The sequence below is a fragment of the Faunimonas pinastri genome (genome assembly GCF_900110915.1).
Lineage (GTDB): Bacteria > Pseudomonadota > Alphaproteobacteria > Rhizobiales > Afifellaceae > Faunimonas > Faunimonas pinastri.
This window is the reverse complement of sequence record NZ_FOFG01000006.1, coordinates 184,387-209,720: the sequence shown is the minus strand read 5'-3', so window position 1 is coordinate 209,720 and position 25,334 is coordinate 184,387. Positions and strand designations below refer to the sequence as shown.

General features: G+C 67.9%; 19 protein-coding genes. 15 read left to right on the top strand and 4 right to left on the bottom strand.

The window, feature by feature from the left end; translation table 11 throughout:
• Window positions 1–851 (top strand): aldo/keto reductase (locus BMY25_RS10330; RefSeq protein WP_092496552.1); only part of this gene is annotated, 851 nt, incomplete at its 5' end.
• Between the two features lie 25 nt (window positions 852–876).
• Here BMY25_RS10330 and BMY25_RS10325 read toward each other — a convergent pair.
• Together BMY25_RS10325 and BMY25_RS10320 are read right to left on the bottom strand one after the other, a co-directional pair.
• Entirely contained in the window at window positions 877–1,776 is a 900-nt protein-coding gene (locus BMY25_RS10325; RefSeq protein ID WP_092496551.1) for an NAD-dependent epimerase/dehydratase family protein, read from the bottom strand.
• A 93-nt stretch (window positions 1,777–1,869) separates the two neighbouring features.
• Window positions 1,870–2,850: a LysR family transcriptional regulator gene (locus tag BMY25_RS10320; RefSeq protein ID WP_092496550.1), complete on the bottom strand. Its 981-nt coding sequence runs from the start codon at window positions 2,848–2,850 to the stop codon at window positions 1,870–1,872.
• A 145-nt stretch (window positions 2,851–2,995) separates the two neighbouring features.
• Between BMY25_RS10320 and betC the strand changes: the two genes are divergently transcribed.
• The 14 genes from betC to BMY25_RS10250 all read left to right on the top strand — a co-directional run bounded on the left by betC (window position 2,996) and on the right by BMY25_RS10250 (window position 21,509).
• Window positions 2,996–4,552, top strand: coding sequence for a choline-sulfatase (betC, locus tag BMY25_RS10315; RefSeq protein WP_092496549.1), 1,557 nt, complete (start codon window positions 2,996–2,998; stop codon window positions 4,550–4,552).
• Window positions 4,549–5,493, top strand: a complete 945-nt coding sequence (gene choX / locus BMY25_RS10310) for a choline ABC transporter substrate-binding protein (protein ID WP_092496548.1) — start codon at window positions 4,549–4,551, stop codon at window positions 5,491–5,493. Before betC ends, choX begins: the two co-directional genes overlap by 4 nt.
• Before the next feature lie 171 nt (window positions 5,494–5,664).
• Window positions 5,665–6,918, top strand: coding sequence for a sarcosine oxidase subunit beta family protein (locus tag BMY25_RS10305; RefSeq protein WP_092496547.1), 1,254 nt, complete (start codon window positions 5,665–5,667; stop codon window positions 6,916–6,918).
• 17 nt (window positions 6,919–6,935) lie between these two features.
• The gene (locus tag BMY25_RS10300; protein ID WP_092496546.1) at window positions 6,936–7,259 is read left to right on the top strand and encodes a sarcosine oxidase subunit delta; all 324 of its coding nucleotides are present in this window, start codon (window positions 6,936–6,938) and stop codon (window positions 7,257–7,259) included.
• Window positions 7,249–10,239 (top strand): sarcosine oxidase subunit alpha family protein, encoded by a 2,991-nt coding sequence (locus tag BMY25_RS10295; RefSeq protein WP_238858262.1) that lies wholly within the window; start codon window positions 7,249–7,251, stop codon window positions 10,237–10,239. The genes BMY25_RS10300 and BMY25_RS10295 overlap by 11 nt, the downstream gene beginning before the upstream one ends.
• Entirely contained in the window at window positions 10,232–10,813 is a 582-nt protein-coding gene (locus BMY25_RS10290) for a sarcosine oxidase subunit gamma (protein WP_092496544.1), read from the top strand. The genes BMY25_RS10295 and BMY25_RS10290 overlap by 8 nt, the downstream gene beginning before the upstream one ends.
• Before the next feature lie 77 nt (window positions 10,814–10,890).
• Window positions 10,891–11,964 (top strand): GlxA family transcriptional regulator, encoded by a 1,074-nt coding sequence (locus tag BMY25_RS10285; protein WP_092496543.1) that lies wholly within the window; start codon window positions 10,891–10,893, stop codon window positions 11,962–11,964.
• 138 nt (window positions 11,965–12,102) lie between these two features.
• On the top strand, window positions 12,103–13,371 hold the full coding sequence (locus tag BMY25_RS10280; RefSeq protein ID WP_092496542.1) for an aromatic ring-hydroxylating oxygenase subunit alpha: 1,269 nt from the start codon (window positions 12,103–12,105) through the stop codon (window positions 13,369–13,371).
• Complete coding sequence (locus tag BMY25_RS10275) at window positions 13,368–14,480, top strand: FAD-binding oxidoreductase (RefSeq protein WP_092496541.1); 1,113 nt, start codon at window positions 13,368–13,370, stop codon at window positions 14,478–14,480. The genes BMY25_RS10280 and BMY25_RS10275 overlap by 4 nt, the downstream gene beginning before the upstream one ends.
• A 14-nt stretch (window positions 14,481–14,494) precedes the next feature.
• Complete coding sequence (locus BMY25_RS10270) at window positions 14,495–15,553, top strand: GlxA family transcriptional regulator (protein ID WP_238858261.1); 1,059 nt, start codon at window positions 14,495–14,497, stop codon at window positions 15,551–15,553.
• Window positions 15,554–15,588: 35 nt separating this feature from the next.
• The gene (locus BMY25_RS10265; protein ID WP_092496539.1) at window positions 15,589–17,628 is read left to right on the top strand and encodes an oxidoreductase; all 2,040 of its coding nucleotides are present in this window, start codon (window positions 15,589–15,591) and stop codon (window positions 17,626–17,628) included.
• Window positions 17,629–17,656: 28 nt separating this feature from the next.
• Complete coding sequence (locus tag BMY25_RS10260) at window positions 17,657–19,555, top strand: (Fe-S)-binding protein (RefSeq protein ID WP_092496538.1); 1,899 nt, start codon at window positions 17,657–17,659, stop codon at window positions 19,553–19,555.
• Complete coding sequence (locus BMY25_RS10255) at window positions 19,552–20,742, top strand: electron transfer flavoprotein subunit alpha/FixB family protein (RefSeq protein WP_092496537.1); 1,191 nt, start codon at window positions 19,552–19,554, stop codon at window positions 20,740–20,742. The genes BMY25_RS10260 and BMY25_RS10255 overlap by 4 nt, the downstream gene beginning before the upstream one ends.
• Complete coding sequence (locus BMY25_RS10250) at window positions 20,739–21,509, top strand: electron transfer flavoprotein subunit beta (protein WP_092496536.1); 771 nt, start codon at window positions 20,739–20,741, stop codon at window positions 21,507–21,509. Before BMY25_RS10255 ends, BMY25_RS10250 begins: the two co-directional genes overlap by 4 nt.
• A 1-nt stretch (window position 21,510) precedes the next feature.
• Here BMY25_RS10250 and betA read toward each other — a convergent pair whose 3' ends face one another.
• Both betA and betB read right to left on the bottom strand, forming a co-directional pair.
• Entirely contained in the window at window positions 21,511–23,178 is a 1,668-nt protein-coding gene (gene betA, locus BMY25_RS10245) for a choline dehydrogenase (protein ID WP_092496535.1), read from the bottom strand.
• An 11-nt stretch (window positions 23,179–23,189) separates the two neighbouring features.
• Window positions 23,190–25,295 (bottom strand): betaine-aldehyde dehydrogenase, encoded by a 2,106-nt coding sequence (betB, locus tag BMY25_RS10240; protein ID WP_092496534.1) that lies wholly within the window; start codon window positions 25,293–25,295, stop codon window positions 23,190–23,192.
• Window positions 25,296–25,334: the final 39 nt, after the last annotated feature.

The following is a 25,334-nucleotide window of genomic DNA, read 5'->3' as shown; positions in this document are numbered from 1 at the left end:
CGGCGCCGCGCTACGGCCACGGCCTCAGCGAGCGGCGGCTCGGCGATTTCCTGCGCGACAAGCCGCGCGACAGCTACGTGCTCTCCACCAAGGTCGGCCGGCTGCTGACGCCGCTGAAGGGCCGCACCATGGGCGATTACGGGTTCGTCGATCCACTGCCCTTCGAGCAGGAATACGACTATTCCTATGACGGCATCATGCGCTCGCACGAAGCGAGCCTGCACCGTCTCGGGCTCGACCGGGTCGACGTCCTCTACATGCACGATATCGGTCGCGACACGCATGGCGCGGAGAACGACCGGCTGTTTCCCATCGCGATGGATGGCGGCATCAAGGCGATGCAGGAGTTGAAGGCGTCCGGCGACGTCGGTGCGATCGGCCTCGGCGTCAACGAGGTCGCGGTCTGCCTGGACGCCTTCCGGCATGCCGATCTCGACTGCTTTCTGCTCGCCGGCCGCTTCACGCTCCTGGAGCAGGAAGGCGCGAAGCCGCTCCTGGCGGAATGCGTGAAGCGCGGCGCCTCGCTGGTGATCGGCGGCGTCTTCAATTCCGGCATCCTCGCCACAGGGCCGGTGCCCGGCGCCAAGTTCAATTACGATGACGCGCCGCAGGGCGTCATCGACCGCGTGAAGCGGCTGCAGGCCGTGGCCGCCCGCTTCGGCGTGACGCTGGCGGAGGCGGCGCAGCAGTTCCCGCTTTCCCACCCGGCGGTCGCGACCGTGCTGCTCGGCGTCAGCAACGTCAGGAACCTCCAGCGCAACCTCGACGGCTTCAACGCGGACATTCCCGCCGCCTTCTGGGATGCACTGGTGGACGACGGCCTGCTCGACCCCGAGTTGAAGCCCGTCTAGGCCGGCTCCGGAGCGTGTGGGGGCCTCAGGCGCCCGGTACGTATTTCCGCCAGTTGTGCTCCTCGCGGAAGCCGAGGACGTCGCGGATCTTGCGGTTGGAAAGCGGCGCCTCGAACTCTTCCAGTTCCCGCGTCACGGGAACGCCCGGGCAGTAGCGCGCGAGGAACTCGGCCGTCGGCTGGTCTGTGGTGATGGTGTCGTTCGTGGCGTTGAAGACCTGGAAGCCGAGCCCGTCCGTCTCGATGCAGCGGCGGGCGATCTGGCCGAGGTCGCGGGCGTCGATGTAGCTCCAGGCATTGCGCTTGCGCGACATGGGATCGGCCACGAACTCCGGGAACCGTGCATATTCGTGCGGCTCGATGACATTGCCGATCCTGAGGGCGTAGATGTCGGCCTTGAAGCGCATGGCGAAGGCGCGGGCGGTCTTTTCGTTGACCACTTTTGAAAGCCCGTAGCTGTCCATCGGGTCGACGTCGTAGTTCTCGTCGAGCGGGAAGGAGTGGAAATCCTTGTCGCCTTCCGCGAAGCAGACGCCGTAGGTCGTTTCCGACGAGGCGATGACGACCTTGCGGATGCCGAGCTTCATCGCCGCTTCGATGACGTTGTAGGTCCCCATCACGTTGGTGCGGAAGGTCTCGTTATCCGGCTTGATCAGGATACGCGGGATCGCGGCGAAATGGACGACCGCGTGGATCGGCTCGACGCCCGCGCCGGTCTCCAGGTCCTCGAAGCGGTAATGGCTGGACAGCGCGTTGAAGACCTGTCCGGAATCCGTGATGTCGGCGATGAGCGTGTTGACACCGGCCATGTCCAGCGGGGCGATGTCGAGGTTCAGGACGTCGTAGCCGTGTTCCACGAGGTGCGCGATGGCGTGGTGGCCGGCCTTGCCGGTGCCGCCGGTGAAAACGATCCGCTTCTTCTGCATGCTTGTTCCTCCGCCGGCGGGACGGGTGCCGGCGCTCTCCCTGTGGAGCAGGATCTAACGCGCGTTGCGCGCGAGGCGAGAGCGGAATGTGACCTAGGCGGTTTCGTCCTCCTCGTTCTTCTGGCGGCGGCTGGCGGAAAACTGGCCGACCAGCCAGTCCTTCAGCGCATGGACGTGCGAGCGCCCGCCGCGAAAGGGCGGCAGCAGCAGGTCGTAGCCGCGCGACGGCGTCGTCCGCTCCGGCAGGACCGGCACCAGCAGGCCCTGGTTCAGCAGGGTATCCACCAGCGGCCGCCAGCCGAGCGCCACGCCCTGTCCCGCCATGGCGGCCTGGATGACGAGGGGATAGTTGCTGAAGGTGAGATCCGGCCCGGCGCTTTCCCAAGCCCCGCCCGTGGAGGTCGTCGCCTGCCCCGCGAGATAGGAGGGCCACCCCATCCAGCGCTCGTTGGACGCGGCGGGCGCGGCGTTTCTGGGCGGCGGTGTTTCCGGCAGGGACAGGTGAAGCCGGGGCACGCGGGCAAGCTCGCCCCGGGCCAGTCTTTCCGCCAGCACGGGATTTGCGACCGGCACGACGGTTTCGTCGATCAGGCGGACGGATTCCCAGCCGGCCGGCGCCTCCACGCCGAAGGCGATCACGAGATCGCCGGCGGAAAAGTCCACGTTGGCGCTGCTCTGCGTGGTGGTGATCCGCACCTCGATCTCCGGGAGCACCTCCTTCAGCGCATCGAGATGCGGCAGCAGCCAATAGGCCGCGAAGCCGAAATCGGTGACGACGGTGATGCGCTGGCCGTTGCCCAGGGACCTGGCCGCGTCGACGCCGAGCGACAGGAGGTCGAGGCTGGCGCGCACGGAATCGCTGAGGACGCGGCCGGCCTCCGTCAGCGTCACGCCGCGCCAGACGCGCTCGAAGAGAACCGTACCGAGCTCGCGCTCCAGCCGCCCCACCTGGTGGCTGACGGCGGACTGCGTTATCCCGAGTTCACGCGCCGCCTCGCTGAAGCTGCCGTGCCGGGCCGCCAGCTCGAACACGGACAACTCGTTCAGCAGAATGTGAGTTTCGCGCCTTCGCATGAACCCTGCTCATGGGTATATGAAGAGATAAGCATTCTTCGAGTGGGGCTGCCAAGATGAATGTTTTGCTTGCTGGCATGCTCCTTGCCTAGCACATTGGCAGCCGGGACACGTGACCGGAGAGGATCCCTTGAGTTCCCGTGGCATGAATATCGTTTTGATCATGGCCGACCAGATGGCGCCTGCGGCCCTGCCTTTCTACGGCCATCCGCTGGTCAAGGCACCCAACATGGCGAAGCTGGCGGAGGAGGGTGTCGTGTTCGACGCCGCCTATTGCAACAGCCCCCTCTGCTCGCCGTCGCGCGCCGCCTTCATGTCCGGCAGCCTGCCCTCGCGCACCGGCGCCTATGACAATGCCTCCGAGTTCCGCTCCGATATCCCGACCTTCGCGCACTATCTGCGCGGCGCGGGCTATCGAACGATCCTGTCCGGCAAGATGCATTTCTGCGGACCCGACCAGCTGCACGGTTTCGAGGAGCGGCTGACCACCGACATCTACCCCGCCGATTTCGGCTGGACGCCGGATTGGGACCACCCGCACGACCGGCCGAGCTGGTATCACAACATGAGTTCGGTGACCGATGCCGGGCTCTGCGTGCGCACCAACCAGCTCGATTTCGACGACGAGGTGATCTTCGCCTCCGAGCGCGCGATCTATGACCACGTGCGCTCCGCCGACAAGCGACCCTTCTGCATGGTCGTGTCGCTGACCCATCCGCACGATCCCTTCGCCATTCCGGAGAAGTACTGGAACCTCTACAAGGACGAGGAGATCGACCTGCCGGCTGTGGGCCCGGGTGACGTTCCTCGCACGCCGCACGAGGAGCGGCTCTCCCGCGTCTGCGACATGGACGGCGCGGAGATCACCGAACAGGACATCCGCAACGCCCGGCGGGCCTATTACGGCGCGATCTCCTATGTCGACGACAATGTCGGCCGCATCATGCAGACGCTGAAGGCGGCCGGCCTCGACGAGAACACGGTCGTGATCGTCACCAGCGATCACGGGGAGATGCTGGGCGAGCGCGGTTTCTGGTACAAGATGAGCTTCTTCGAGGGAGCCTCCCGCGTGCCGCTGCTCGTCCATGCGCCCGCCGCCTTTCCGGCGCACCGCGTTTCCCGGTCCGTGTCGCTGGTCGACGTGCTGCCGACGCTGGTGGAGATCGCGAGCGGTCAGGGCGAGACGCCTTATGTCAGCGAGATCGACGGCCGCAGCCTGTTGCCCCACCTCCTGGACAATGGCGGCCATGACGAGGTGATCGGCGAATATCTGGCGGAAGGCGCGGTTGCGCCCATCATCATGATCCGGCGCGGCGACCTGAAATTCGTCCATTCCCCGGCCGATCCCGACCAGCTCTACGATCTCGCCAGCGATCCGCGCGAGCTCGTCAACCTCGCAGGCTCTCCCGAGCACGCCGGCACGGTCGCCAGATTCCGGGCGGAGATCGAGGCGCGCTGGGACCTGCAGGCGCTGGACGAGAAGGTGCGCGACAGCCAGCGGCGGCGGCAACTCGTGACGTCGGCCCTGTCGCAGGGGGCGCATGCGCCGTGGGACTACCAGCCGGTTCGCGATGCGAGCCGGCAATATATCCGCAACCACATGGATCTCGACGATCTGGAGGCGAAAGCGCGCTTTCCCCGGGTTGCGGGTCCGAGCGGCCACACCAATACGCCGATCCTGGAGAGGGGAGTTAAACCATGAAACATGTGCTTGGGTGCCTTGCAATTGCCGCGAGCGCGGCCCTGCTGCCGGCCGTCGCGACTGCCGCGGAGCCTGCGAGCTGCAAGACGATCCGCATGTCCGATCCCGGCTGGACGGACATCACCTCCACCAACGCCATGTTCGGCATCGTGGCGGACGCGCTGGGCTACAAGCAGAAGGTGGATTCGCTCGCCGTTCCCATCACCTTCCAGGCGCTGAAGAACGGCCAGCTCGACGCCTTCCTCGGCAACTGGATGCCGGCGCAGGCGCATTTCGTCGAGCCGCTCGAAAAGACGGGCGACCTCGTCTCCGTCCATACCAACCTGCAGGGCATCCGGTTCACGCTCGCGGTGCCGGCCTATGTCGCCGATGCCGGTGTGAAGAACTTCGCGGATCTCGCCAAGAACGCCGACAAATTCGAGAAGACCTTCTACGGCATCGAGCCCGGCGCGCCCGCCAACCAGCACATCCAGGAAATGATCACCGCCAAGGAGTTCGGCCTGGGCGACTGGAAGCTGGTGGAATCCTCCGAGCAGGGCATGCTTTCGCAGGTCGAACGCGCCGAGCGGGCCAAGAAGTGGATCGTGTTCCTCGCCTGGGAGCCGCATCCCATGAACACGAAGTACAAGCTCACCTATCTGGCTGGTGGCGACAAATATTTCGGCCCGAACTTCGGCGCGGCGATGGTCAACACGGTGGAGCGCAAGAACTACGAGAAGGAATGCCCGAATGTCGGCAAGCTCCTGTCGCAGGTGACCTTCAACGTCGACATGGAGAACACCATCATGTCGCAGATCCTCGACGACAACGCCGATCCCAAAAAGGCGGCGATGAAGCAGCTGAAGGCCAACCCGAAGCTCGTCGACAGCTGGCTTGAGGGCGTGACCACCATGGATGGCGGCGACGCCAAGGCGGCGGTGCACAAGGCGCTCGGCCTCTAGGGCTCACGCACATCTGACGTCGATCAGGGCGGTCCCGCGGCAGTGGGGCCGCCCTTTTCACGTCGGAAACAAAATCGCCGATGTCGCTTCCGTTCAAGCAAAGCGGCGGAAAGGTGCTCGCGCGTCCTGAGGTTTGGGGAGAAGCTCCTTCATTCCTTCGGTTCGGTCGCGATGCAGAAGTTTTCCGGTCTTTCCCTCTTCGCCAAAGCCTTTTCCAGCCACAAGGGCTGGGAGCCGCAATGGCGCTCGCCCGAGCCGAAGGCCGCCTACGATGTGGTGATCGTGGGTGCCGGCGGGCACGGCCTCGCCACCGCCTACTACCTCGCGAAGGAGCACGGCATCACCAATGTCGCGGTCATCGAGAAGGGCTGGCTCGGCGGCGGCAACACCGGCCGCAACACCACGATCATCCGCTCCAACTACCTCTTCGAGGAGAGCGCGGCGCTTTACGACCATGCGGTGAAGCTCTGGGAAGGGCTGTCGCGGGATCTCAACTACAACGTCATGTACTCGCCGCGCGGCGTGCTGATGCTGGCCCACAACGTCCACGACGTGCAGAGCTTCAAACGCCACGTCCACGCCAACCGCATCGCCGGCGTCGACAACGAATGGCTGTCGGCGGAAGAGTGCAAGGCCTTCTGCCCGCCGCTCAACATCGCGCCCGGCATGCGCTATCCCGTGCTGGGCGGAGCGTTGCAGCGGCGCGGGGGCACGGCGCGGCACGACGCGGTCGCATGGGGCTATGCCCGCGCGGCCTCGGCGCGGGGCGTCGACATCATCCAGAACTGCGAGGTGACGGCGATCCGGCGCGGGCCGGACGGCGCGGTGCAGGGCGTGGAAACGTCGCGGGGCTTCATCGGAGCGCCGAAGATCGGCGTCGTCGCCGCGGGCAATACCAGCGTGGTCATGGCGATGGCCGGCGTGCGCATGCCGCTGGAAAGCTATCCCCTGCAGGCGCTGGTGTCGGAGCCGATCAAGCCGGTCTTCCCCTGCGTGGTCATGTCCAACACGATTCACGCCTATATCAGCCAGTCCGACAAGGGCGAGCTGGTGATCGGGGCGGGCACCGACGCCTATACGTCCTATACGCAGCGCGGCGGGCTCCACATCGCCACCCATACGCTGGACGCGATCTGCGAGCTCTTCCCGCAGTTCCGGCGCATGCGGATGCTGAGGAACTGGGGCGGCATCGTCGACGTGACCCCGGATCGCTCGCCGATCCTGGCGAAGACGCCGGTCGCGGGCCTCTACGTCAATTGCGGCTGGGGCACCGGCGGCTTCAAGGCGACGCCCGGCTCCGGCAACGTCTTCGCCCACACGATCGCGCGCGACGAGCCGCATCCGATCAACGCGCCCTTCACCATCGAGCGCTTCCGCGACGGCGTGCTCATCGACGAGGCCGCCGCCGCGGCCGTTGCCCACTGACGGGCGGGAAAGCGACCATGCTGCTGATCACCTGTCCCTATTGCGGCCCGCGCCCGGAACTCGAATTCCGCTATGCCGGCGAGGCCCATATCGCCCGGCCCGAGGATCCGTCCGGCGTCGAGGCCGATCCCTGGGGCGAATTCCTCTACAATCGCACCAATGCGCGCGGGCCCTATGCCGAGCGCTGGCGGCACTTCCATGGCTGCGGCCGCTTCTTCAACGCCATCCGCGACACGACGACCGACTTTTTCCTGGCGACCTACAAAGTGGGTGAACCCCGGCCCGATGTGCCGGCACGGGCCGTGGCTTCCGCCAGTACGGGAGGCGCCGGTGAGCGCTGAATTCCGCCTTCCCGTCGGCGGACGCATCGATCGGGCCAAGCCGGTGCGCTTCACCTTCGACGGCAAGAGCTACGAAGGCTTTGCCGGGGACACGCTGGCCTCGGCGCTGATCGCCAACGGCGTCCATCTCGTCGGCCGCTCCTTCAAGTATCACCGCCCGCGCGGCATCCTGACGGCCGGCAGCGAGGAGCCGAACGCGCTGGTCGGCGTGGGTCGCGACGAGGCGCATTACACGCCGAACCTCCGCGCCACGCAGGTGGAGATCACCGACGGCATGGTGGCGGAAAGCCAGAACCGCTGGCCGTCGCTCGCCTTCGATGTCGGCGCGGTGAATGACGGGCTCGGCCGCTTCCTGCCGGCGGGCTTCTACTACAAGACCTTCATGTGGCCGGCGGGGGCCTGGGCGAAATTCTACGAGCCGGTGATCCGCCGCGCCGCCGGGCTCGGCCGTGCGCCGCAGGCGGCGGATACCGACCGCTATACCCAGCGCTACGCCCATTGCGAGGTGCTGGTCGTGGGCGCCGGACCCGCCGGTCTCGCCGCCGCGCTGGCCGCTTCGGAGACGGGCGTCCGCGTCATCCTCTGCGACGAGCAGGCGGAATTCGGGGGCTCGCTGCTGCACGAACGCGATACCGTGATCGACGGCAGGGATGCGGAAGCGTGGGTCGCCGAGGCCGTGGCCACCTTATGCTCGCGCGAGAATGTGCGGCTCCTCACCAGAACGACGGCCTTTGGCTATTACCCTCACAATCTCGTCGGGCTGGCCGAGCGCGTCACCGATCACCTGGCTGCGCCGGGCTCCGACCTGCCGCGCGAGCGGCTCTGGCAAGTGCGCGCCCGCGAGGTGGTGATCGCCGCCGGCTCCATCGAGCGGCCGCTCGTGTTCCCGGAAAACGACCGGCCCGGCGTGATGATGGCCGAGGCGGCGCGGATATACGCCAATCGCTTTGGCGCGAAGCCCGGCAATCGCGCGGTTGTCTTCACCGCTTCCGACAGTGCCTATCGCGCCGCGCTAGACCTGAAGGCCGCCGGCGTCGAGATCGCGGCGATTGCCGATCTCCGGCCCGATCCGACTGGTGCGGTCGTGGAGCGGGCGAGGGCTGACGGCATCCGCGTCCTGCCGGGCACGTCGGTGCAGGGCACGAGCGGTCGCCTGCGCATCAGGAGTGCCTCGCTCGGGGCGGTGGTCGGCGGCGCGACGGAAACGGTTCCCTGCGACCTGCTGCTGATGTCGGGCGGCTTCACGCCAACCTTGTCGCTGTTCTCTCAGTCGCGCGGCAAGATGGCGTGGGACGAGGCGCTGGAGGCCTATGTGCCCAGCGTTTCGGTCGAGCGCGAACGTTCCGTCGGCGCGTGTCGAGGCATCTACGGTCTCGCCGAGGTGCTCGCCGACGGTCACGCGGCGGGTGTGGCGGCGGCGGGGAAAGGCGCGTCCGACGGCGCTGCGCGACGCTTCACCGTCGATGCGGAAGAACTCGGCCATTCCGGCCATCGCGGGATAACGCCGCACCGTCGCGACGCTTCGCGGGTCAAAGCCTTCGTCGATTTCCAGAACGACGTCACCGCGAAGGACGTGAAGCTCGCGACGCAGGAAGGCTTCCGCTCCATCGAGCACGTCAAGCGCTACACCACGACCGGCATGGCGACCGACCAGGGCCGCACCTCCAACATCAATGCGCTGGCCATCGTTTCCGACGCGCTCGGCAAGTCCGTGCCGGAAGTCGGCCTCACCACCTTCCGCCCGCCCTATACGCCGACGACCTTCGCCCTCTTCGCGGGGCAGGCGCGAGGCGAACTCTTCGATCCCGTCCGTACCACGCCGATCCACGACTGGGCGGCGGAGCACGGCGCGGTCTTCGAGGATGTCGGCATCTGGAAGCGCGCCCGCTATTTCCCCGAGGGTGGTGAGGACATGCACGAAGCCGTGGCGCGCGAGTGCCGGGCGGTGCGCGAAAGCGTCGGCATCTTCGACGGCTCGACGCTCGGCAAGATCGAGGTGGTCGGGCGCGACGCGGCGGAGTTCATGAACCGCATGTACACCAACGCCTGGGCGAAGCTGGAGCCGGGCCGCCTGCGCTATGGCGTGATGCTGCGCGAGGACGGCTTCGTCATGGATGACGGCGTGGTCGGCCGCATGGCGCCGGATCGCTTCCACGTCACGACCACGACCGGCGGCGCGCCGCGCGTCCTCAACCACATGGAGGACTATCTCCAGACGGAATGGCCGGACCTGGAGGTCTGGCTGACGTCCACGACCGAGCAATGGGCGGTCATCGCCGTGCAGGGGCCGAAGGCGCGCCAAGTGCTGGAGCCGCTGGTGGAGGGAATCGACCTCTCCCGCGAGGCGATGCCGCATATGAGCGTGCGTACCGGCCATATTTGTGGCGTGCCGACCCGGCTTTTCCGCGTTTCCTTCACCGGCGAGCTCGGTTTCGAGGTGAACGTGCCCGCCAATTACGGCCGCGCGGTGTGGGACGCGATTTTCGCCGCCGGCCAGCCCCATGGCATCACGCCCTACGGCACGGAGACGATGCACGTGCTGCGCGCCGAGAAGGGCTACATCATCGTCGGGCAGGAGACGGACGGCACCAACACGCCCGACGATGTCGGCCTCGGCTGGGCGGTCGGCAAGGCGAAGCGCGATTTCGTCGGCAAGCGCTCGCTGGCGCGACCGCAGATGCAGCGACCGGACCGCAAGCAGATGGTGGGGCTCCTTACAAGCGATCCCGCCACCGTGCTGGAGGAAGGCGCGCAGATCGTCGCCGACCCCAACGCGCCGCTGCCGATGAAGGCGCTCGGCCACGTCACCTCGTCCTATGCGAGTTCTGTCGTCGGCCGCTCCATCGCCATCGGCATGGTGGCGGGCGGGCGGGGGCGCATCGGCGAAACGCTGCATGTGCCGATGCCGGGCGGCGCGATCGCGGTGGACGTGGTGGAGCCGGTATTTTTCGACAAGGAAGGGGAGCGCATTCATGGTTGAGACCGTCGCCTTCCCACCCGCCCGCCCGATCGGTCCGCTGGACCAGCGGGCATCCCATGCCCGCGCCCGTCCCGCCGTGCGCATGGCCCTGGTGCCGCCGGGCGTGCGGCTTTCCTTCCGCGCCCGCGACGAAGCGGCCATTGCCCGCGCCGCCGAGGGCTTCGGCGTTGCGTTGCCGCGTGAAGCCTGCCGGTTCTCTTCCGGTGGGGGACGAGCGGCGCTCTGGCTGGGGCCGGACGAGTGGATGCTCCTCGCCTCCGGCGATCCGGATACGCTCTTCGCCACGCTGGAAGGGGCGCTGACGGACCTGCCGCACTCGCTCGTCGATGTCAGCCATCGCAGTGTCGCCTTCACGGTCGAGGGACCCGAGGCGGCAGCGGTGCTGAATGCCGGCTGCCCGCTCGATCTTTCGCTTCAGGCTTTTCCGGTCGGCATGTGCACGCGCACCGTGCTCGCCAAGAGCGAGATCGTGCTCCGTCGCACCGTCGAAACCCGCTTCGTCGTCGATGCCTGGCGCTCCTTCGCGGCTTACGTCTGGCAGTTCCTCGAAGAGGCCCGGCGGGAGTTCCTGTAGGCCGCGCCCTCGGGATTTCGCAGGGGACGACCGGCACGCGCCTTGCTAGGCTCCCCGTTCGGGCGGGGGAGCGTGGGATGAGCGTCAAGGGGAACACGGCCAGGGCGATGGCGCAGACTGCGAGCCTGCGCGTCGGCTTCGTCCTCGCCGACCGGTTCACGCTCTCCGCCTTTTCCCTCTTCGTGGACCAGCTTCGCCTTGCCGCGGACGAGGGCGATCTCAGCCGGCCGATCCTCGCGCAATGGGAGATCATGGCTTCGACCGCCCGGCCGGTGCAGGCGAGTTGCGGCATCGCCATCCAGCCGACGGCTTCGCTGCGCGATCCCCGCGACTTCGACTACATCGTCGTCGTCGGCGGCCTTCTCGGCGGCGAACGGCCGGTGGACGACGCCACCGTCGAATATCTCCGCCATGCCGCAGCGTCGGGCGTGGCGCTGGTCGGGCTCTGCACCGGCAGCTTCGTGCTTGCCCGCGCCGGGTTGATGCGGGGGCGGCGCTGCTGCGTCAGCTGGTACCACCACGCCGATTTCGCCGAGGCCTTTCCCGGTCATGACTGCGTCTCCGACCGGCTCTTCCTGATCGACGGCGATCGCATCACCTGCGCCGGCGGCGGCGGGGTCGCCGATCTCGCGACGACGCTGATCGAGAAGCATATCGGTCGCTCCGCCGCTCAGAAGAGCCGCCATGTCCTGCTCCTGGAGCGGGCGCGCGAGGGATCGCAATCGCAGCCGCATCCGCCGCTCGCCCCGGCCGTGGCGGACGACCGGGTGCGCCGCGCGCTGATCGTCATGGAGCAGAACCTCGCCGAACCCGTGCCGATCGCCGCGATCGCGGCGCGGCTCGGCCTTTCCACCCGCCAGCTGGAACGGCTGTTCGCTTCCGTGCTGGGGCAACGGCCGGCGGAGCTCTACCGCAGCTTGCGCCTGCGCTACGCGGCCTTCCTGCTCGACACGACGGATCGCCCGGTGACTGAGATCGCGCTCGACGCGGGCTTCGCCGATTGCGCGCACTTCTCGCGCCACTTCAAGGCCGCCCACGGCGTGTCACCGTCCGATGTTCGCGGTCTCGCGCGGCGCGCCATCGCTGTGGCCCGTGAGAGGCCCGAACCGCCATCGCGGCACCAGCTCGCGGGCGGCCGGGTCTTTGACTAAAAAGCAGTCGCGACGCTGTTTCTTCAGCCATGTCGCGAAAAGCGAAGTAAATGTCGCTTGCAAATAAGTTTCTACTTTTGAACCATTCGACACTTCGGTCATGACGCCCACGTGACAGTGTGGGCGGGAGGACATCAGATGCTCCACCGTGTCGAAACGCCGCTGTCGTCCCTGCTCCGCCGCCGCCTGCCCGGCTACAGCCTCGAGGCGCCGTTCTACACGAGCCAAGAGATCTTCGACGCCGACATGGAAGCGATCTTCGAGCGGCACTGGATCTTCGTCGGCGTGGAGCCCGACGTGCCGGAGCCGGGCGACACGATGACGATCGATATCGGCCGCAACTCCGTGCTGATCGTGCGCGACGACGACAACGCGGTGAAGGCCTTCCACAATGTCTGCCGCCACCGTGGCGCGCGGCTGGTGCTGGAACCCAAGGCCACGGTCGGCAACATCGTCTGCCGCTACCATGCCTGGACCTACAACACGGATGGCCAGCTCATTCACGCCGACCATATGGGCGAGAGTTTCGATCCCGGCTGCCACGGGCTGAAGCCGGTGCATCTCCGCTCGCTGGAAGGGCTGCTCTTCATCTGCCTCGCCGACGAACCGCCGGCCGACTTCGAAGACATGGCCGCCACCATGGCGCCCTACCTTGCCCCGCACGATCTCAGGAACTGCAAGGTCGCCTATGAAAGCGACCTGATCGAGCGCGGCAACTGGAAGCTCACGATGGAGAACAATCGCGAGTGCTACCATTGCGCCGGCAACCATCCGGAGCTGACCGTGCCGCTCTTCGCCTATGGCTTCGGCTTTTCGCCCGAGCAGCTGGACGAGCAGGACCGCGAGCAGGCGGCGCGTTATTCCTGTCTGGTCGACGATTCCAGCCTGGAATGGGAGAAGGAGGGGATCCCCTCCCGTGAGATCGATCATCTCGACGACCGCGCCACCGGTTTCCGCACGCAGCGCCTGCCGCTGGACGGGGCGGGCGAGGCGCACACGATGGACACCAAGGCCGCCTGCCGCAAGCTTCTCGGCAAGTTCACCCATGCCCGCCACGGCGCGCTGTCCTTCTGGACGCAGCCGAATTCCTGGCACCACTTCATGAGCGACCACGTCGTGACCTTCGCGGCGATCCCGCTCGGGCCGGACCGCACGCTGCTGCGCACCAAGTGGCTGGTTCACAAGGATGCGGTGGAAGGCGTCGACTATGATCTGGAAAACCTGACGGGCGTCTGGACGGCGACCAACCAGCAGGACGGCGATCTCGTCGCCTATTGCCAGCAGGGCGCGACGAGCCCGGCCTACCAGATCGGGCCGTATTCGCCCTATACCGAGTTCCTCGTGGAGAAGTTCTGCAACTGGTACATTGGCCGGATGGCGGCCGAGACGGGGCTGGTGCAGCCTTGAACGCGCCGGCCGTCGCCCTGCTGGACGAACCGGCGGCCCGCTTCCTCGGCGATCTTCCGCTCTGGGATGCCGATTGCGAGGACCTCCTCGTCTGCCGGCAGGTGCGCGTCGAGACGCATGACGTGAAGACGTTCGTCTTCCAGTCGCGATCGCCGTCGCTTTTCCGTTATTTTCCCGGCCAGTTCCTGACGCTCGATCTGGAGATCGGCGGCGAGATCGTGAACCGCTGCTATACGATCTCCTCCGCGCCCACCCGGCCGGGCACCGTGTCGATCACGGTGAAGCGCGTGCCCGGCGGCCCGGCGTCGAACTGGCTGCACGACAATCTCAGGGCCGGCGACATGGTGCGGGCCGTCGGGCCGATGGGCGAGTTCACCTGCCTCGACCATCCCGCGCCGAAATACCTGTTCCTGTCCGGTGGAAGCGGCATCACCCCGCTGATGTCGATGGCGCGCACCTTCCATGATCTGGCCGAGCCGCGCGACATCGTCTTCGTTCACAATGCGCGGTCGCCGGCCGACATCATCTTTCGCCAGGAACTGGAGCTGATCGCGAAGAACGCGCCGTCCTTCCGCTTCGCGCCCGTCTGCGAGACGGACGGGTCAGGCGAGCGCTGGCATGGGCTGCACGGCCGCCTCGGCCTCGACATGCTGCGCCTGATCGCGCCGGATTTCGCGGAGCGCACGATCTTCACCTGCGGGCCCGCGCCCTACATGGCCGCCGTCCGCGCGATGCTGGGGCAGGCGGGCTTCGACATGGCCCGCTACCACGAGGAAAGCTTCTCCTTCGAGGACCTGTCACCGGCGGTCGTGGAAGAGGTGCTGGAGCAGGAAGCGCCCGCGACGAAGACCTTCCGGGTCGAGTTCGCCAAATCGAAGCGGGTGGTCGAATGCCCCGCCGACGTGCCGATCCTGACGGCGGCCCGCACGGCGGGGATGCGGCTGCCGTCCTCCTGCACCAAGGGCATGTGCGGCACCTGCAAGTCGAAGAAGCTGTCCGGCGAGGTGGCGATGACGCATCAGGGCGGCATCCGCCAGCGCGAGGTGGATCAGGGCATGATCCTGATCTGCTGCGCCAAGCCGCTCTCCGACCTGGTGATCGACCGGTAGCAATGGCCCCCACCGTGACCCGCTCCACAGTGACCCACCCCGCAGGGGCCCGCTCCACCGGCACCCGCTCCATTGATCCCGGTTCGCTGACGCGGTTCGGCTTCCTGACCCTGCCCAATTATTCCATGATCGCCTGCTCGGCGGCGATCGAGGCCTGCCGCATGGCGAACTATATCGCGGGCGAGGCCGTCTACTCCTGGACGGCGCTGACGCTGGACGGCATGCCGGCGCCGTCCTCCAGCGGCTTCGCGCTGTCACCCACCGTGGTGCTTGGCGATGCCGGTCCGCTCGACGTGGTTTTCGTCTGCGGCGGCATCAATGTGCGGCACGCGGTTGACCGGCGCCTGAAGGACGAACTCCGCCGCCTCGACCGGCGCGGCATCGCGCTGGGCGCGCTCTGCACCGGCACCTTCGCGCTGGCGGAAGCCGATCTCCTCGACGGCTATCGCTGCGCCATCCATTGGGAAAACCTCCATTCCATCCGGGAGGAATTCGAGGATGTCCAGTTCACCGAGGACCTCTTCGTGATCGACCGCGACCGCTTCACCTGCACCGGCGGCATCGCCCCGCTCGACATGATGGCGGTCTTCGTGGAAGCGCGGCTTGGCCGCGACGCGGTCGTCCGCATGTCCGACCAGTTCATCGTGGACCGGGTGCGCCATGCCGGAGAGCCGCAGCATCCACCGGCCCGCAGCCGCTTCGCCGTCACCCATCCCGAACTGGAGCGCGCGGCCGGCCTGATGCGCCGGACCATCGACGCGCCGTTGTCCGTGACGGTTGTGGCGCAGCGCATCGGTCTCTCGCCGCGCCAGCTGGAGCGGCTCTTCAAGCTGCATCTCGCGACGTCGCCGGGAGAGTTCTACGTGACGCTGAGGCTCGACCGGGCGCGCGAGCTGCTGCGCCTCTCCGAGCTTTCCGTTACCGATATAGGGCTCGCCTGCGGCTTCCAGTCCGCCGCCCATTTCTCCGCCGCCTATCGCCGCCGCTTCGGTCATTCGCCGCGCGCGGAGCGGAACGGCAAGGGCGCGCCCTCCGAGACGGGCGCTTCATCCGTATCTCCGAGCATCCCGTAAGCGTCGCGGCCCTCAGGATCAGCCCAGGACACGCCATGATCGCCAATGCCGAAGCTCTCCTGAAGCCGCTCACCATCAAGGGCCTGACGATCCGCAACCGCGTGATGTCCACGAGCCACGCGCCGGGCTATGGCAAGGACGGCAAGCCGCAGGAGCGCTACCAGCTTTACCACGAGGAAAAGGCCAAGGGTGGCATCGGCCTCACGATGTTCGGCGGCTCGTCCTCCGTCGCGCTCGACAGCCCGGCCGCGCCGTGGAACCAGATCTCGGTCGCCGACGACAGCGTCGTTCCGTTCTTTCGCGAGTTCTCCGATCGCATTCATCGCCACGGCGCCAAGCTGATGATCCAGCTGACCCATATGGGCCGGCGCACCAAGTGGGACACGGAGAACTGGTTTCCGACGGTTGCGCCCTCGCCGCGCCGCGAACCCGCGTCCCGCACCATCCCCAAGGAAGCGGAAGACGAGGACATCGCCCGTATCGTCGCGGGCTTCGCGCAGGCGGTGCGGCGCTGCAAGGAGGGCGGGCTCGACGGCTGCGAGATTTCCGGCGCGCACGGGCATCTGCTGGATCAGTTCTGGTCGCCCTCGGTCAACGCGCGCACCGACAGATACGGCGGCTCGCTGGAAAACCGCATGCGCTTCGGCATCGAGGTGCTGGAGGCCATGCGCGCGGAAGTCGGTGACGATTACGTCATCGGCATGCGCATGTCGGGCGATGAACTGATCGCCGACGGGTTGACGCAGGAAGACCAGATCGCCATCGCGGTGGAGTATTCCCGGCGCGGGCTCGTCGATTTCATCAATGTGCTGGGCGGGCATGCGCGCGACCACATCGCCCATGCGATCTCGCTGCCCAACATGGCTTTCCCGGTCGCGCCGTTTCTCTATCTGCCGAGCGCCATCAAGCGCGAGGTGGACGTGCCGGTCTTTCACGCCCAGCGCGTCACCGATCTCGCCACCGCCGCCCGCGCCGTCACCGAGGGCCATGTCGACATGATCGCCATGACGCGCGCCCATATCGCCGATCCGCATCTCGTGCGGAAGCTGCAGGAAGGCCGCGCCGACGATATCAGGCAATGCATCGGGGCAGGCTATTGCATCGATCGCATCTATGTCGGCGGCGACGCGCTCTGCATCCAGAACGCCGCGACGGGCCGCGAGGCGACGATGCCGCATGTGATCGCCAGGGCCGAAAAGCCGCGCAAGGTCGTGGTGGTCGGCGGCGGTCCCGGCGGACTGGAAGCGGCGCGGGTCGCCGCCGCTCGCGGTCATTCCGTCGTGCTCTTCGAGAAGGAGCGGCTCGCCGGCGGGCAGATCAACATCGCTGCAAAAGCGACGTGGCGAGAGGCGCTTTCCGGCATTCCGCGCTGGCTGCACGCGCAGGCGGCGAAGAATGGCGCCGATCTCCGGCTCGGCACGGAGGCGACGGAGGGGGCGATCATGGCCGAGGCGCCGGACGTGGTGATCGTCGCCACCGGCGGCCTGCCCAGCCTCGGCCATGCCAAGGGCGCGGAACACGCGATCAGCACCTGGGACGTCCTGACCGGCACCGTCGAGCCCACCGGGTCCGTGCTGCTCTTCGACGAGATGGGCCAGCACAATGCCGCCTCCACGGCGGAAACGCTCGCCAAGCGCGGCTGCCTCGTGGAGATCGTGACGCATGACCGCATGGTGGGCGAGGAGATCGGCACGACCAACCAGCCGATCCATCTCCGCGAACTCTATAAGCTCGGCGTGGTGATGACGCCGAACATGGACCTCATCGAGATCTACCCCGAGGGCAACCGCCTGATCGTGGCGCTCCGCAACACCTATACGGACGCGGAGGAGGAACGCGTCGTCGACCGCGTGATCGTGGAACGCGGCACGCTGCCGGTCGATGCGCTCTACACGTCCCTGAAGGCGCGCTCGGTCAATGGCGGGCAGGTCGATCAGGACGCGATCGTCGCCGGCCGGCCGCAACCCTGGCCGGATGGCGACGGCTTCGCGCTCTACCGGGTGGGCGACGCGCTGGCCGGGCGCAACATCCACGCCGCGCTCTACGACTCGCTCCGTCTCTGCAAGGATCTCTGATGGCGCGGCCTGAGCGGACCGGTCCGCCATGAGCGCGACAGTCGCCCTCGCGCTGGTGGTCTGGCTCTCGCTCATCGCCGCGGCGATCCTGATCCTCAACCGCGCGCGGCTCTGGACGGTCGGTCAGCCAGTGCCGGTGGACTGGGCGAGCGGCTTCAAGGCGCTGCCCCGGCGATATCTCGTCGACGTGCACCACATCGTGGCGCGCGACCGGCAGGCCTCGCGCATGCACATGCTGGTGGCCGGGGGCCTCGTCGCGGGATCGGCCCTCGCGGCGCTCGGGATCGTTCCGCCGCTCGGCCACGCGCGGTTCTACTGGGCGCTCGTGGCGCTCATCTTCGCCATCATGCTAGCCGGCGGCTTTCTCGTGGGCCGGCGGCGTTATCCGGTGAAGCCGCCGAGATTGTCCGGCGGCACGTTCCAGCGGCTGCCTTTCCTGCTGACGGGCTACGCGCTCGGCGCTTTCCTCGTGGCTCTCTCAGCCGCGATCGGTCCGTTGCCGGCTCTCGGCTGGGCCGGGCTCGTTCTGGCTGCCGTGGGGGGCTTCGGCCTCGCTTTGCAACTGGGGCAGGGGCCGATGCGCCATGCCGTGACGGGCGCGCTGCATCTCGTCGCCCATCCGCGTCCCGGCCGCTTCGAGGGAAAACGGGAGACGGCGCTCGCGCCGTTGAACCTCAACGAACCGAAGCTCGGGATCGAGACGCCGGCCGATTTCGGCTGGAACCGGCTGCTTTCCTTCGATGCCTGCATCCAGTGCGGGCGCTGCGAGGTCGCCTGTCCCGCCTTCGCCGCCGGCCAGCCGCTCAATCCGAAGAAGCTGATCCAGGATCTCGCCGCCGCGCTCGCGCCCGGAAACGATGCCGCCTATGCCGGACGTGGCTACCCGAACGCGCCTGATGTGGCGGGTGTGGGCTCGCCGCATGGCGCGATCATCGGAGCGGACGCGATGATCCATCCGGACACGCTGTGGTCCTGCACGACCTGCCGCGCCTGCGTCGAGGAATGCCCGATGACCATCGAGCATGTCGACGCGATCATGGGCCTGCGGCGTTTCCAGACGCTGGAGCGCGGCGCGGTGCCGGAAAAGGCCGAACTGCCGCTTTCCGACCTGCGCGGAGCGGACGAGCCGGGCGGCCGCGCGCTTGCCCGCCGCACTGACTTCGCCGCCGGCATGGATCTGCCGGTTCTGTCCGAAGACGGCGAGACGGACGTGCTGCTCTGGCTGGGCGAAGGGGCCTACGACCTCCGCGTCGGCCGCACGCTGCGCGCGCTGGTGAAGCTCTTGACCCTCGCGGGGGTGGATTTCGCCGTGCTCGGGGCAAAGGAGCGCGACACCGGCGATCTCGCGCGCCGGCTTGGCGACGAGGCGACGTTCCAGCGGCTCGCCCGCGACAACATCGCGACGCTCGGCCGTCATCGCTTTCGTCGTATTCTGACCGCCGACCCGCATGTGTTGCACGCGCTTCGGAACGAATATCCGGCCTTCGGCGGCAGCTACGAGGTGATCCACCACACCGCCTTCCTCGACGAACTCGTGGCGGCGGGGCGGCTCAAGCTGGCCGCTGCCCCGATCGCCGCAGGGGCAAGCGTCACCTATCACGACCCCTGCTATCTCGGCCGCTACAACGGCGAGACGGAGGCCCCGCGCCGGCTGCTCGACCGGCTCGGCTTGGCGCGCGTCGAAATGGAGCGGCACGGCAGACGCTCCATGTGCTGCGGCGGTGGCGGCGGCGCGCCCGTCAGCGATATTCCCGGCGAGCGGCGCATTCCGGATATCCGCATGGCGCAGGCCCGCGCCACGGGGGCGAAAATCGTCGCGGTGGCCTGCCCGACCTGCACCGGCATGCTGGAAGGCGTCACCGGCGAGCGGCCGGAGGTGCTCGATGTCGCCGAACTCCTGCTGCGCGCGGTGGAGGGCGCGGCATGACGCGGCCTCGCATCGATCCGCGCCAGGCGCGTGAAGCGCACAGGGTCATTTCGGTCGGCCGCTCGCGCTTCGACCTCGCGGCCAAGCCGGTGGGAGTGAGCCGGCGCCCGCGTCGCGATCCCCGGCGGGAGCGGGCGGAGCTGATGGTAGCCGACGCGGGCCGCATGCGACTCGACCGGGCGCGACCCTCCGGCATGGCCCAGCCTTTGCCTCAACGGGAAGCGGCAGCCGCTGCGCCCTCGGTGCGGATCATCGAAAACCCGGTTTTTCTTGTCCTCGTCATCGCGGACCCCATCGAGAACGGCACGCTGTCGGCGGTTGATCGGCAGGCGCTCGGCGCGGCACGGGCGCTGGCGGGCGGAGAAGGCGGGGTCGTCCTCTGTGCGGAAGCCCTGACCGAGGTCGCTGGCAGGGCGGGAGCCGACCGGCTGATCACCGCCCCCGCCGGGCTCAGCGACCCGGAGACACGGGCGGTCGCGCTCGAAGAACTGGTCGGCCTCCTGCAGCCGCGCCATGTCATCCTGCCGGAAACGGCCGATGGCGGCGATCTGGCGCGGCGGCTGGCCGTGCGGCTGGGAGAGCCGCTCTTCGCCGGGGCGGAGCAGGTTTCCCCGCGCGGCCTCGTCCGAAGGGTTCGGGGACGGCAGGTGGACCAGCGTGCCATGCCGCCGCGCATCGTCACCGTCGAGCCGGACATGGTCGCCCCGCATTCCGGCATCGCGCATGAGGCGCGGCCGCTGGAGGTCGATGTCCGCTGGCCCGGGGCGATGGTCACTCCTGCCGAACGCATCCGTCCTGATGCCGCGAGCCTGTCCCTGGCGGAAGCGGATTTCGTGGCCGCCGTCGGCAACGGGATCAGCGATCTCGAGGCGTTCCGATCGCTCGTGGCCGCGCTCGGCGCGACGCCCGGAGCCAGCCGCATGGTCTGCGACGCCGGCCTGATGCCGCGCGCCGCGCAGGTCGGCGCGTCCGGCACGGTGCTGTCCGCCGATTGCTACCTCGCGCTGGGGATCGCCGGCGCGCCGCAGCATCTGCAGGGTATCGCCGGCTGCCGCCATGTCGTGGCCGTCAACACCGACCTCCATGCCGCGATGATCGAGCGCGCCGAGTTGGCGATCGTCGCCGACGCGCAGGCGGTGATGCCGGCGATCCTCCGGCTCTTGGCGGAAGAGGAGCGGCAGGCATGAGGATCGTCGTCCTGCTCTCCGCGGGCCTGCATCCGGTCTCCGGACGCACGGTCCTGCAGAGGCTGGAAGCGCAGGCTATCCGCCTCGGCCGCAGCCTGATGGACGATGCGGGCGATGAAATCCTCGGCCTCCATGCCGGTCCCGATCCTTCGCGCGTCGCGGACGCTTTCGGCTACGGGCTGGACCGGATGATCTGCTGCCGGATCGCCGACGGCGACGATCCTGTGCCCAGCCTGAGCGCGGCGCTGGCCGATCTCGCGCCGGATCTGGTTCTCGCCGGGCGCCGCAGCCAGGGTGCGGATGAGACTGGGCTCGTACCGTATCAGGTCGCCCGCGATCTCGGCCTGCCCCTTGCCGCCGATGCCGCCGGGCTCATGCGGCAGGGCTTCCGGATCGTGGTGGATCAGGCACTGCCGAAAGGCGTCCGACGCCGCTCGGCCATCGGCCTCCCGGCGCTTGTTTCCGTGCATTCCGCCGCACCGCCGCCGCTGCCCTTCGTCTTCGCCGCCATGCGTCGCGGACGGGCCGATGAGAGGCCCGGTATTGCCGCGCCAGTCGCTCCCCGCGATCTGGAGGAGCGCCCGCATCGACCCCGCGCCAGGATCATCGGGCAGGGCGGCGGCAGCGCGGCGGAGCGCCTGAAGGCCGCGACGGAGACGGCCAAGGCCGGCGGCGACGTGCTGGTCGATCCCTCGCCCGACGAGGCCGCGCGCGCCGTCGTGGATTACCTCCGCCGCATCGGCGCTCTTGGGCCGGCGCCGCGCTAGCTCAGCGCTGCGCCGTTCGCCAGTTTTCCGCGCGGTAGTAATCGGCATCGGCGGCGGCGAGGCGCGGCTTGCCGAGAATGTGGTCGGCGGCCTTCTCCCCGATCATGATGGTCGGGGCGTTGAGGTTGCCCGTGGTGATCGACGGCATGATAGAGCTGTCGACGACGCGCAGGCCCTCCATGCCGATCACCCGCGTATCGGCATCGACCACGGCCATCGGATCGTCCGGCGAGCCCATCTTGCAGGTGCAGGACGGATGATAGGCGCTTTCCACATGCTGGCGCACGAAGGCGTCGATTTCTTCGTCGGTGACGACATCGGCGCCCGGCTGCATCTCGCGGCCGCGATAGCGGTCGAAGGCCCCTTGCGCGAAGATCTCGCGTGTCAGCCGCACGCAGGCTCGCATTTCCGTCCAGTCGTCGGGTTGGCTCATATAGTTGAAGGTGATCTTCGGCGCGTCCTGCGGATCGGCGGAAGCGAGCCTTACCCAGCCGCGCGATTTCGAGCGCATCGGTCCGACATGCGCCTGGAAGCCATGCTCGGAGGCCAATCCCTTGCCGTCGTAGGTCACGGCGAGCGGCAGGAAGTGGTACTGGATGTCCGGGAACGGCACGCCCGGCCGCGAGCGGATGAAGCCGCAGCTCTCGAAATGATTGGTCGCGCCGAGGCCGCCCTTCGTCGTCACCCACTGCATGCCGATCCGCGCCTTGGCGAGGGGCCGCATCGACGAATAGAGCGTGATCGGCTCCTTGCTGGCGACCTGGAAATAGAACTCCAGATGATCCTGCAGGTTCTCGCCGACGCCCTTCAGATCGTGCACGACTTCGATGCCGTGAGACTTCAGTTCCGCCGCCGGGCCGATGCCGGACAGCTTCAGGAGCTTCGGCGAATTGATCGGGCCGCTGGCAACGATCACCTCGCGGCGGGCGCGGGCGATCTGCTCCGCGCCGCCGCGGGAAAAGACGACCCCGACCGCGCGGCGTCCTTCCAGGACGATGCGGGATGCGAGCGAGTGGATCTCGATCCGCAGGTTCGGCCGCCGCATCGCGGGCCGGAGATAGGCGTTGGCGGTGGACCAGCGCCGGCCGTTATGGACGGTCATGTCCATGCGGCCGAAGCCTTCCTGCTGGCGGCCGTTGATGTCGTCGGTCACGGGATAGCCCGCCTGCCGGGCGGCTTCCACGAAGGCGCGATAGAGCGGGTTGGACAGCGTGCCGTAGCGGGTGTGGAGCTTCCCCTCGCCGCCGCGATAATCGTCGGCACCTTCCTGCCGCGTCTCGGCGCGGCGGAAATAGGGGAGGACGTCGCGATAGGCCCAGCCGTCAGCCCCTTCCTCTTCCCAGCGGTCGAAATCGCCGGGATTTCCGCGCACATAGACGAGGCCGTTGATGGAGGAGGAGCCGCCCAGCACCTTGCCGCGCGGCGTGTTCATGCGGCGACCGCCCAGATGCGGCTCGGGCTCGGATTCGAAGCCCCAATTGTACTTCCGCATGTTCATCGGGATGGAAAGCGCGCTCGGCATCTGGATCAGCACCGAGCGATCGGAGCCGCCATATTCCAGCACGAGGACGCTGTTCCGGCCGTCTTCGGTCAGGCGGTCGGCCAGCACCGAGCCGGCGGAGCCCGCGCCGACGATCACATAGTCGAATTCCCCTGCCTCGCGCGCCATGGCCGGTTCCCTCAATAAGGCGCTTCGACGGGGCCGAGATTGACGTAGACGCTTTTCAGCTGCGTGTAGTGCTCGATGGCGGCGCGGCTGTTCTCGCGGCCGAGGCCGGATTGCTTCACCCCGCCGAAGGGCAGCTCGATCGGCGTGATATTGTAATGGTTGATCCAGCAGGTGCCGGCCTGCAGCCGCGCGATGACGCGGTGGCCGCGCGCGAGATCGCGGGTGAAGAGCCCGGCGGCGAGGCCGAAATCCGTGTCGTTGGCCCGCGCGATCACCTCGTCCTCGTCGTCGAAGGCGAGCACGGTCATGACCGGGCCGAAGATCTCCTCGCGCACGATGGTCATCTCGTCCGAGCAACCGTCGAAGACGGTGGGCGCCACGAAGAAACCCTTGCCCAGCAGGCCGTCCGTAACCCGGCCGCCGCCGGTGATGGCGCGCGCGCCTTCTCGCCTGCCGGCGTCGATATAGCCGAGCACCTTGTTCATGTGATCCTCGGAGATCAGCGCGCCGACCTGGGTCGCCGGGTCCATGGGATCGCCGATCACCATGCGCGACGTGCGCTCCGCGAGCTTCTCCACGAAGGCGTCCTTCACCGCGCGGTGGACGAAGACGCGGGTGCCGTTGGAGCAGACCTCGCCGGCGGAATAGAAATTGGCGAGCAGAGCGCCGGATACCGCGTCGTCGAGATTGGCATCCTCGAAGACGATCAGCGGCGACTTGCCGCCGAGCTCCAGCGTCACCTGCTTCAGCGTGCCGGCCGCATCAGCCATCACCTTCTTGCCGGTGCCGACCTCGCCGGTCAGCGAGATCTTGCGGATCTCGGGATGGCGCGTCAGCATCCGGCCGGTCTCGCCGAAGCCCTGCACGACGTTGAAGACGCCGTCGGGAAGGCCGGCTTCCGTCATGATCTCCGCCAGCTTGACGGCGGTCAGCGGCGTCAGCTCCGCCGGCTTGAAGATCATCGCGTTGCCGCAGGCAAGCGCTGGGGCGGATTTCCAGCAGGCGATCTGGATCGGGTAGTTCCAGGCGCCGATGCCGGCGACGATGCCCAGCGGCTCGCGGCGCGTATAGCCGAAGGCGCCGGGGCCAAGATCCACATGCTCGCCCGTGATCCCCGCCGCGATACCGGCGAAATATTCCAGGCATTCTGCGCCGGAGATCACGTCGACCACGGAGGTTTCCTGGATCGGCTTGCCGGTGTCCTGCGTCTCCAGCCGGGCCAGTTCGTCGTTTCGCTCGCGCAGGATGTCGGCGACGCGCTTCAGCACGCGACCGCGCTGCGCCCCGGTCATCGCCGCCCATTCCGCCTGTCCCGTGCGGGCGGCATCCACCGCGCGATCGATGTCGGATTCGTCGGAGATCGCGATCTCGGCCAGCACCTCGCCGGTCGCGGGATTGATCGTGGTGAAGGTGTCGCGGCCCGAGCCGGAGCCCGACGCGCCGCCGATATGGTTGCCCACGACGCTGCGGGAAATCCGTCCAGGTGCGCCGGGTGCGCCGGGTGCGGCACCCAGCGGAGCGCCGGCCGCAAGCTGGGCGTCCATGAAGGCGGTGGCGATCTCGCGGGCGGCGTGGCTGTCCGTCTCGCCCGTGCCGGAAAGCGTGGAACGCAGCCACAGGCCATCGATGAGCGCGGCCACGGCGATCGCCAGCCGTTCCGCATCGGCGGGCTGCAACAGGTGCTTCAGATCATGGCGGAGGTTGGAGAGCATCCGCCGCTGGTAAATGTTCTGGATGCGCTTCAGCCGGGCGGAATGCAGCACCTGACCCCAGAAGGCGAGCCAGACGGTGCAGGTTTCCGCATCGAATTCCTCCGGCGCGAGATTGGCGTCGATCACCGCCTGGATGCGCTGGCGCGGGGTGTGGGAGCGGGCGAGCCGGCGCGACACGGCCCCGGCGACGCGGCCATAGAGATGGCGCAGCGTCGCCTCCAGAAGGCCGTCCTTGTCGCCGAAATAATGCGCGACCAGCCCCGGCGAAACCGTGGCCCGCTTGGCGATCTGCGCCAGGGTGGAAGCGTTGAAGCCGATCTCGGCCAGGCACGAGATCGTCGCCTCGATGAGCTGACGCCGCCGATCGTCCTCGCCTACCGTCCTGAGCCTCGCCGGTTCCCGCATCGGGCCTTATCCTTTTCACGCGTTCAATCCGCCTCCAGA

What these genes read in the sequence shown, in the direction of transcription:
- choX (WP_092496548.1), top strand. Translation starts at nt 4,549, where the DNA reads ATGAAACATGTGCTTGGGTGCCTTGCAATTGCCGCGAGCGCGGCCCTG.
- BMY25_RS10250 (WP_092496536.1), top strand. Translation starts at nt 20,739, where the DNA reads ATGAGGATCGTCGTCCTGCTCTCCGCGGGCCTGCATCCGGTCTCCGGA.
- BMY25_RS10320 (WP_092496550.1), bottom strand. Translation starts at nt 2,850, where the DNA reads ATGCGAAGGCGCGAAACTCACATTCTGCTGAACGAGTTGTCCGTGTTC.
- BMY25_RS10290 (WP_092496544.1), top strand. Translation starts at nt 10,232, where the DNA reads ATGGTTGAGACCGTCGCCTTCCCACCCGCCCGCCCGATCGGTCCGCTG.
- BMY25_RS10325 (WP_092496551.1), bottom strand. Translation starts at nt 1,776, where the DNA reads ATGCAGAAGAAGCGGATCGTTTTCACCGGCGGCACCGGCAAGGCCGGC.
- betA (WP_092496535.1), bottom strand. Translation starts at nt 23,178, where the DNA reads ATGGCGCGCGAGGCAGGGGAATTCGACTATGTGATCGTCGGCGCGGGC.
- BMY25_RS10300 (WP_092496546.1), top strand. Translation starts at nt 6,936, where the DNA reads ATGCTGCTGATCACCTGTCCCTATTGCGGCCCGCGCCCGGAACTCGAA.
- BMY25_RS10265 (WP_092496539.1), top strand. Translation starts at nt 15,589, where the DNA reads ATGATCGCCAATGCCGAAGCTCTCCTGAAGCCGCTCACCATCAAGGGC.
- betB (WP_092496534.1), bottom strand. Translation starts at nt 25,295, where the DNA reads ATGCGGGAACCGGCGAGGCTCAGGACGGTAGGCGAGGACGATCGGCGG.
- BMY25_RS10260 (WP_092496538.1), top strand. Translation starts at nt 17,657, where the DNA reads ATGAGCGCGACAGTCGCCCTCGCGCTGGTGGTCTGGCTCTCGCTCATC.
- BMY25_RS10285 (WP_092496543.1), top strand. Translation starts at nt 10,891, where the DNA reads ATGAGCGTCAAGGGGAACACGGCCAGGGCGATGGCGCAGACTGCGAGC.
- BMY25_RS10280 (WP_092496542.1), top strand. Translation starts at nt 12,103, where the DNA reads ATGCTCCACCGTGTCGAAACGCCGCTGTCGTCCCTGCTCCGCCGCCGC.
- BMY25_RS10255 (WP_092496537.1), top strand. Translation starts at nt 19,552, where the DNA reads ATGACGCGGCCTCGCATCGATCCGCGCCAGGCGCGTGAAGCGCACAGG.
- betC (WP_092496549.1), top strand. Translation starts at nt 2,996, where the DNA reads ATGAATATCGTTTTGATCATGGCCGACCAGATGGCGCCTGCGGCCCTG.
- BMY25_RS10305 (WP_092496547.1), top strand. Translation starts at nt 5,665, where the DNA reads ATGCAGAAGTTTTCCGGTCTTTCCCTCTTCGCCAAAGCCTTTTCCAGC.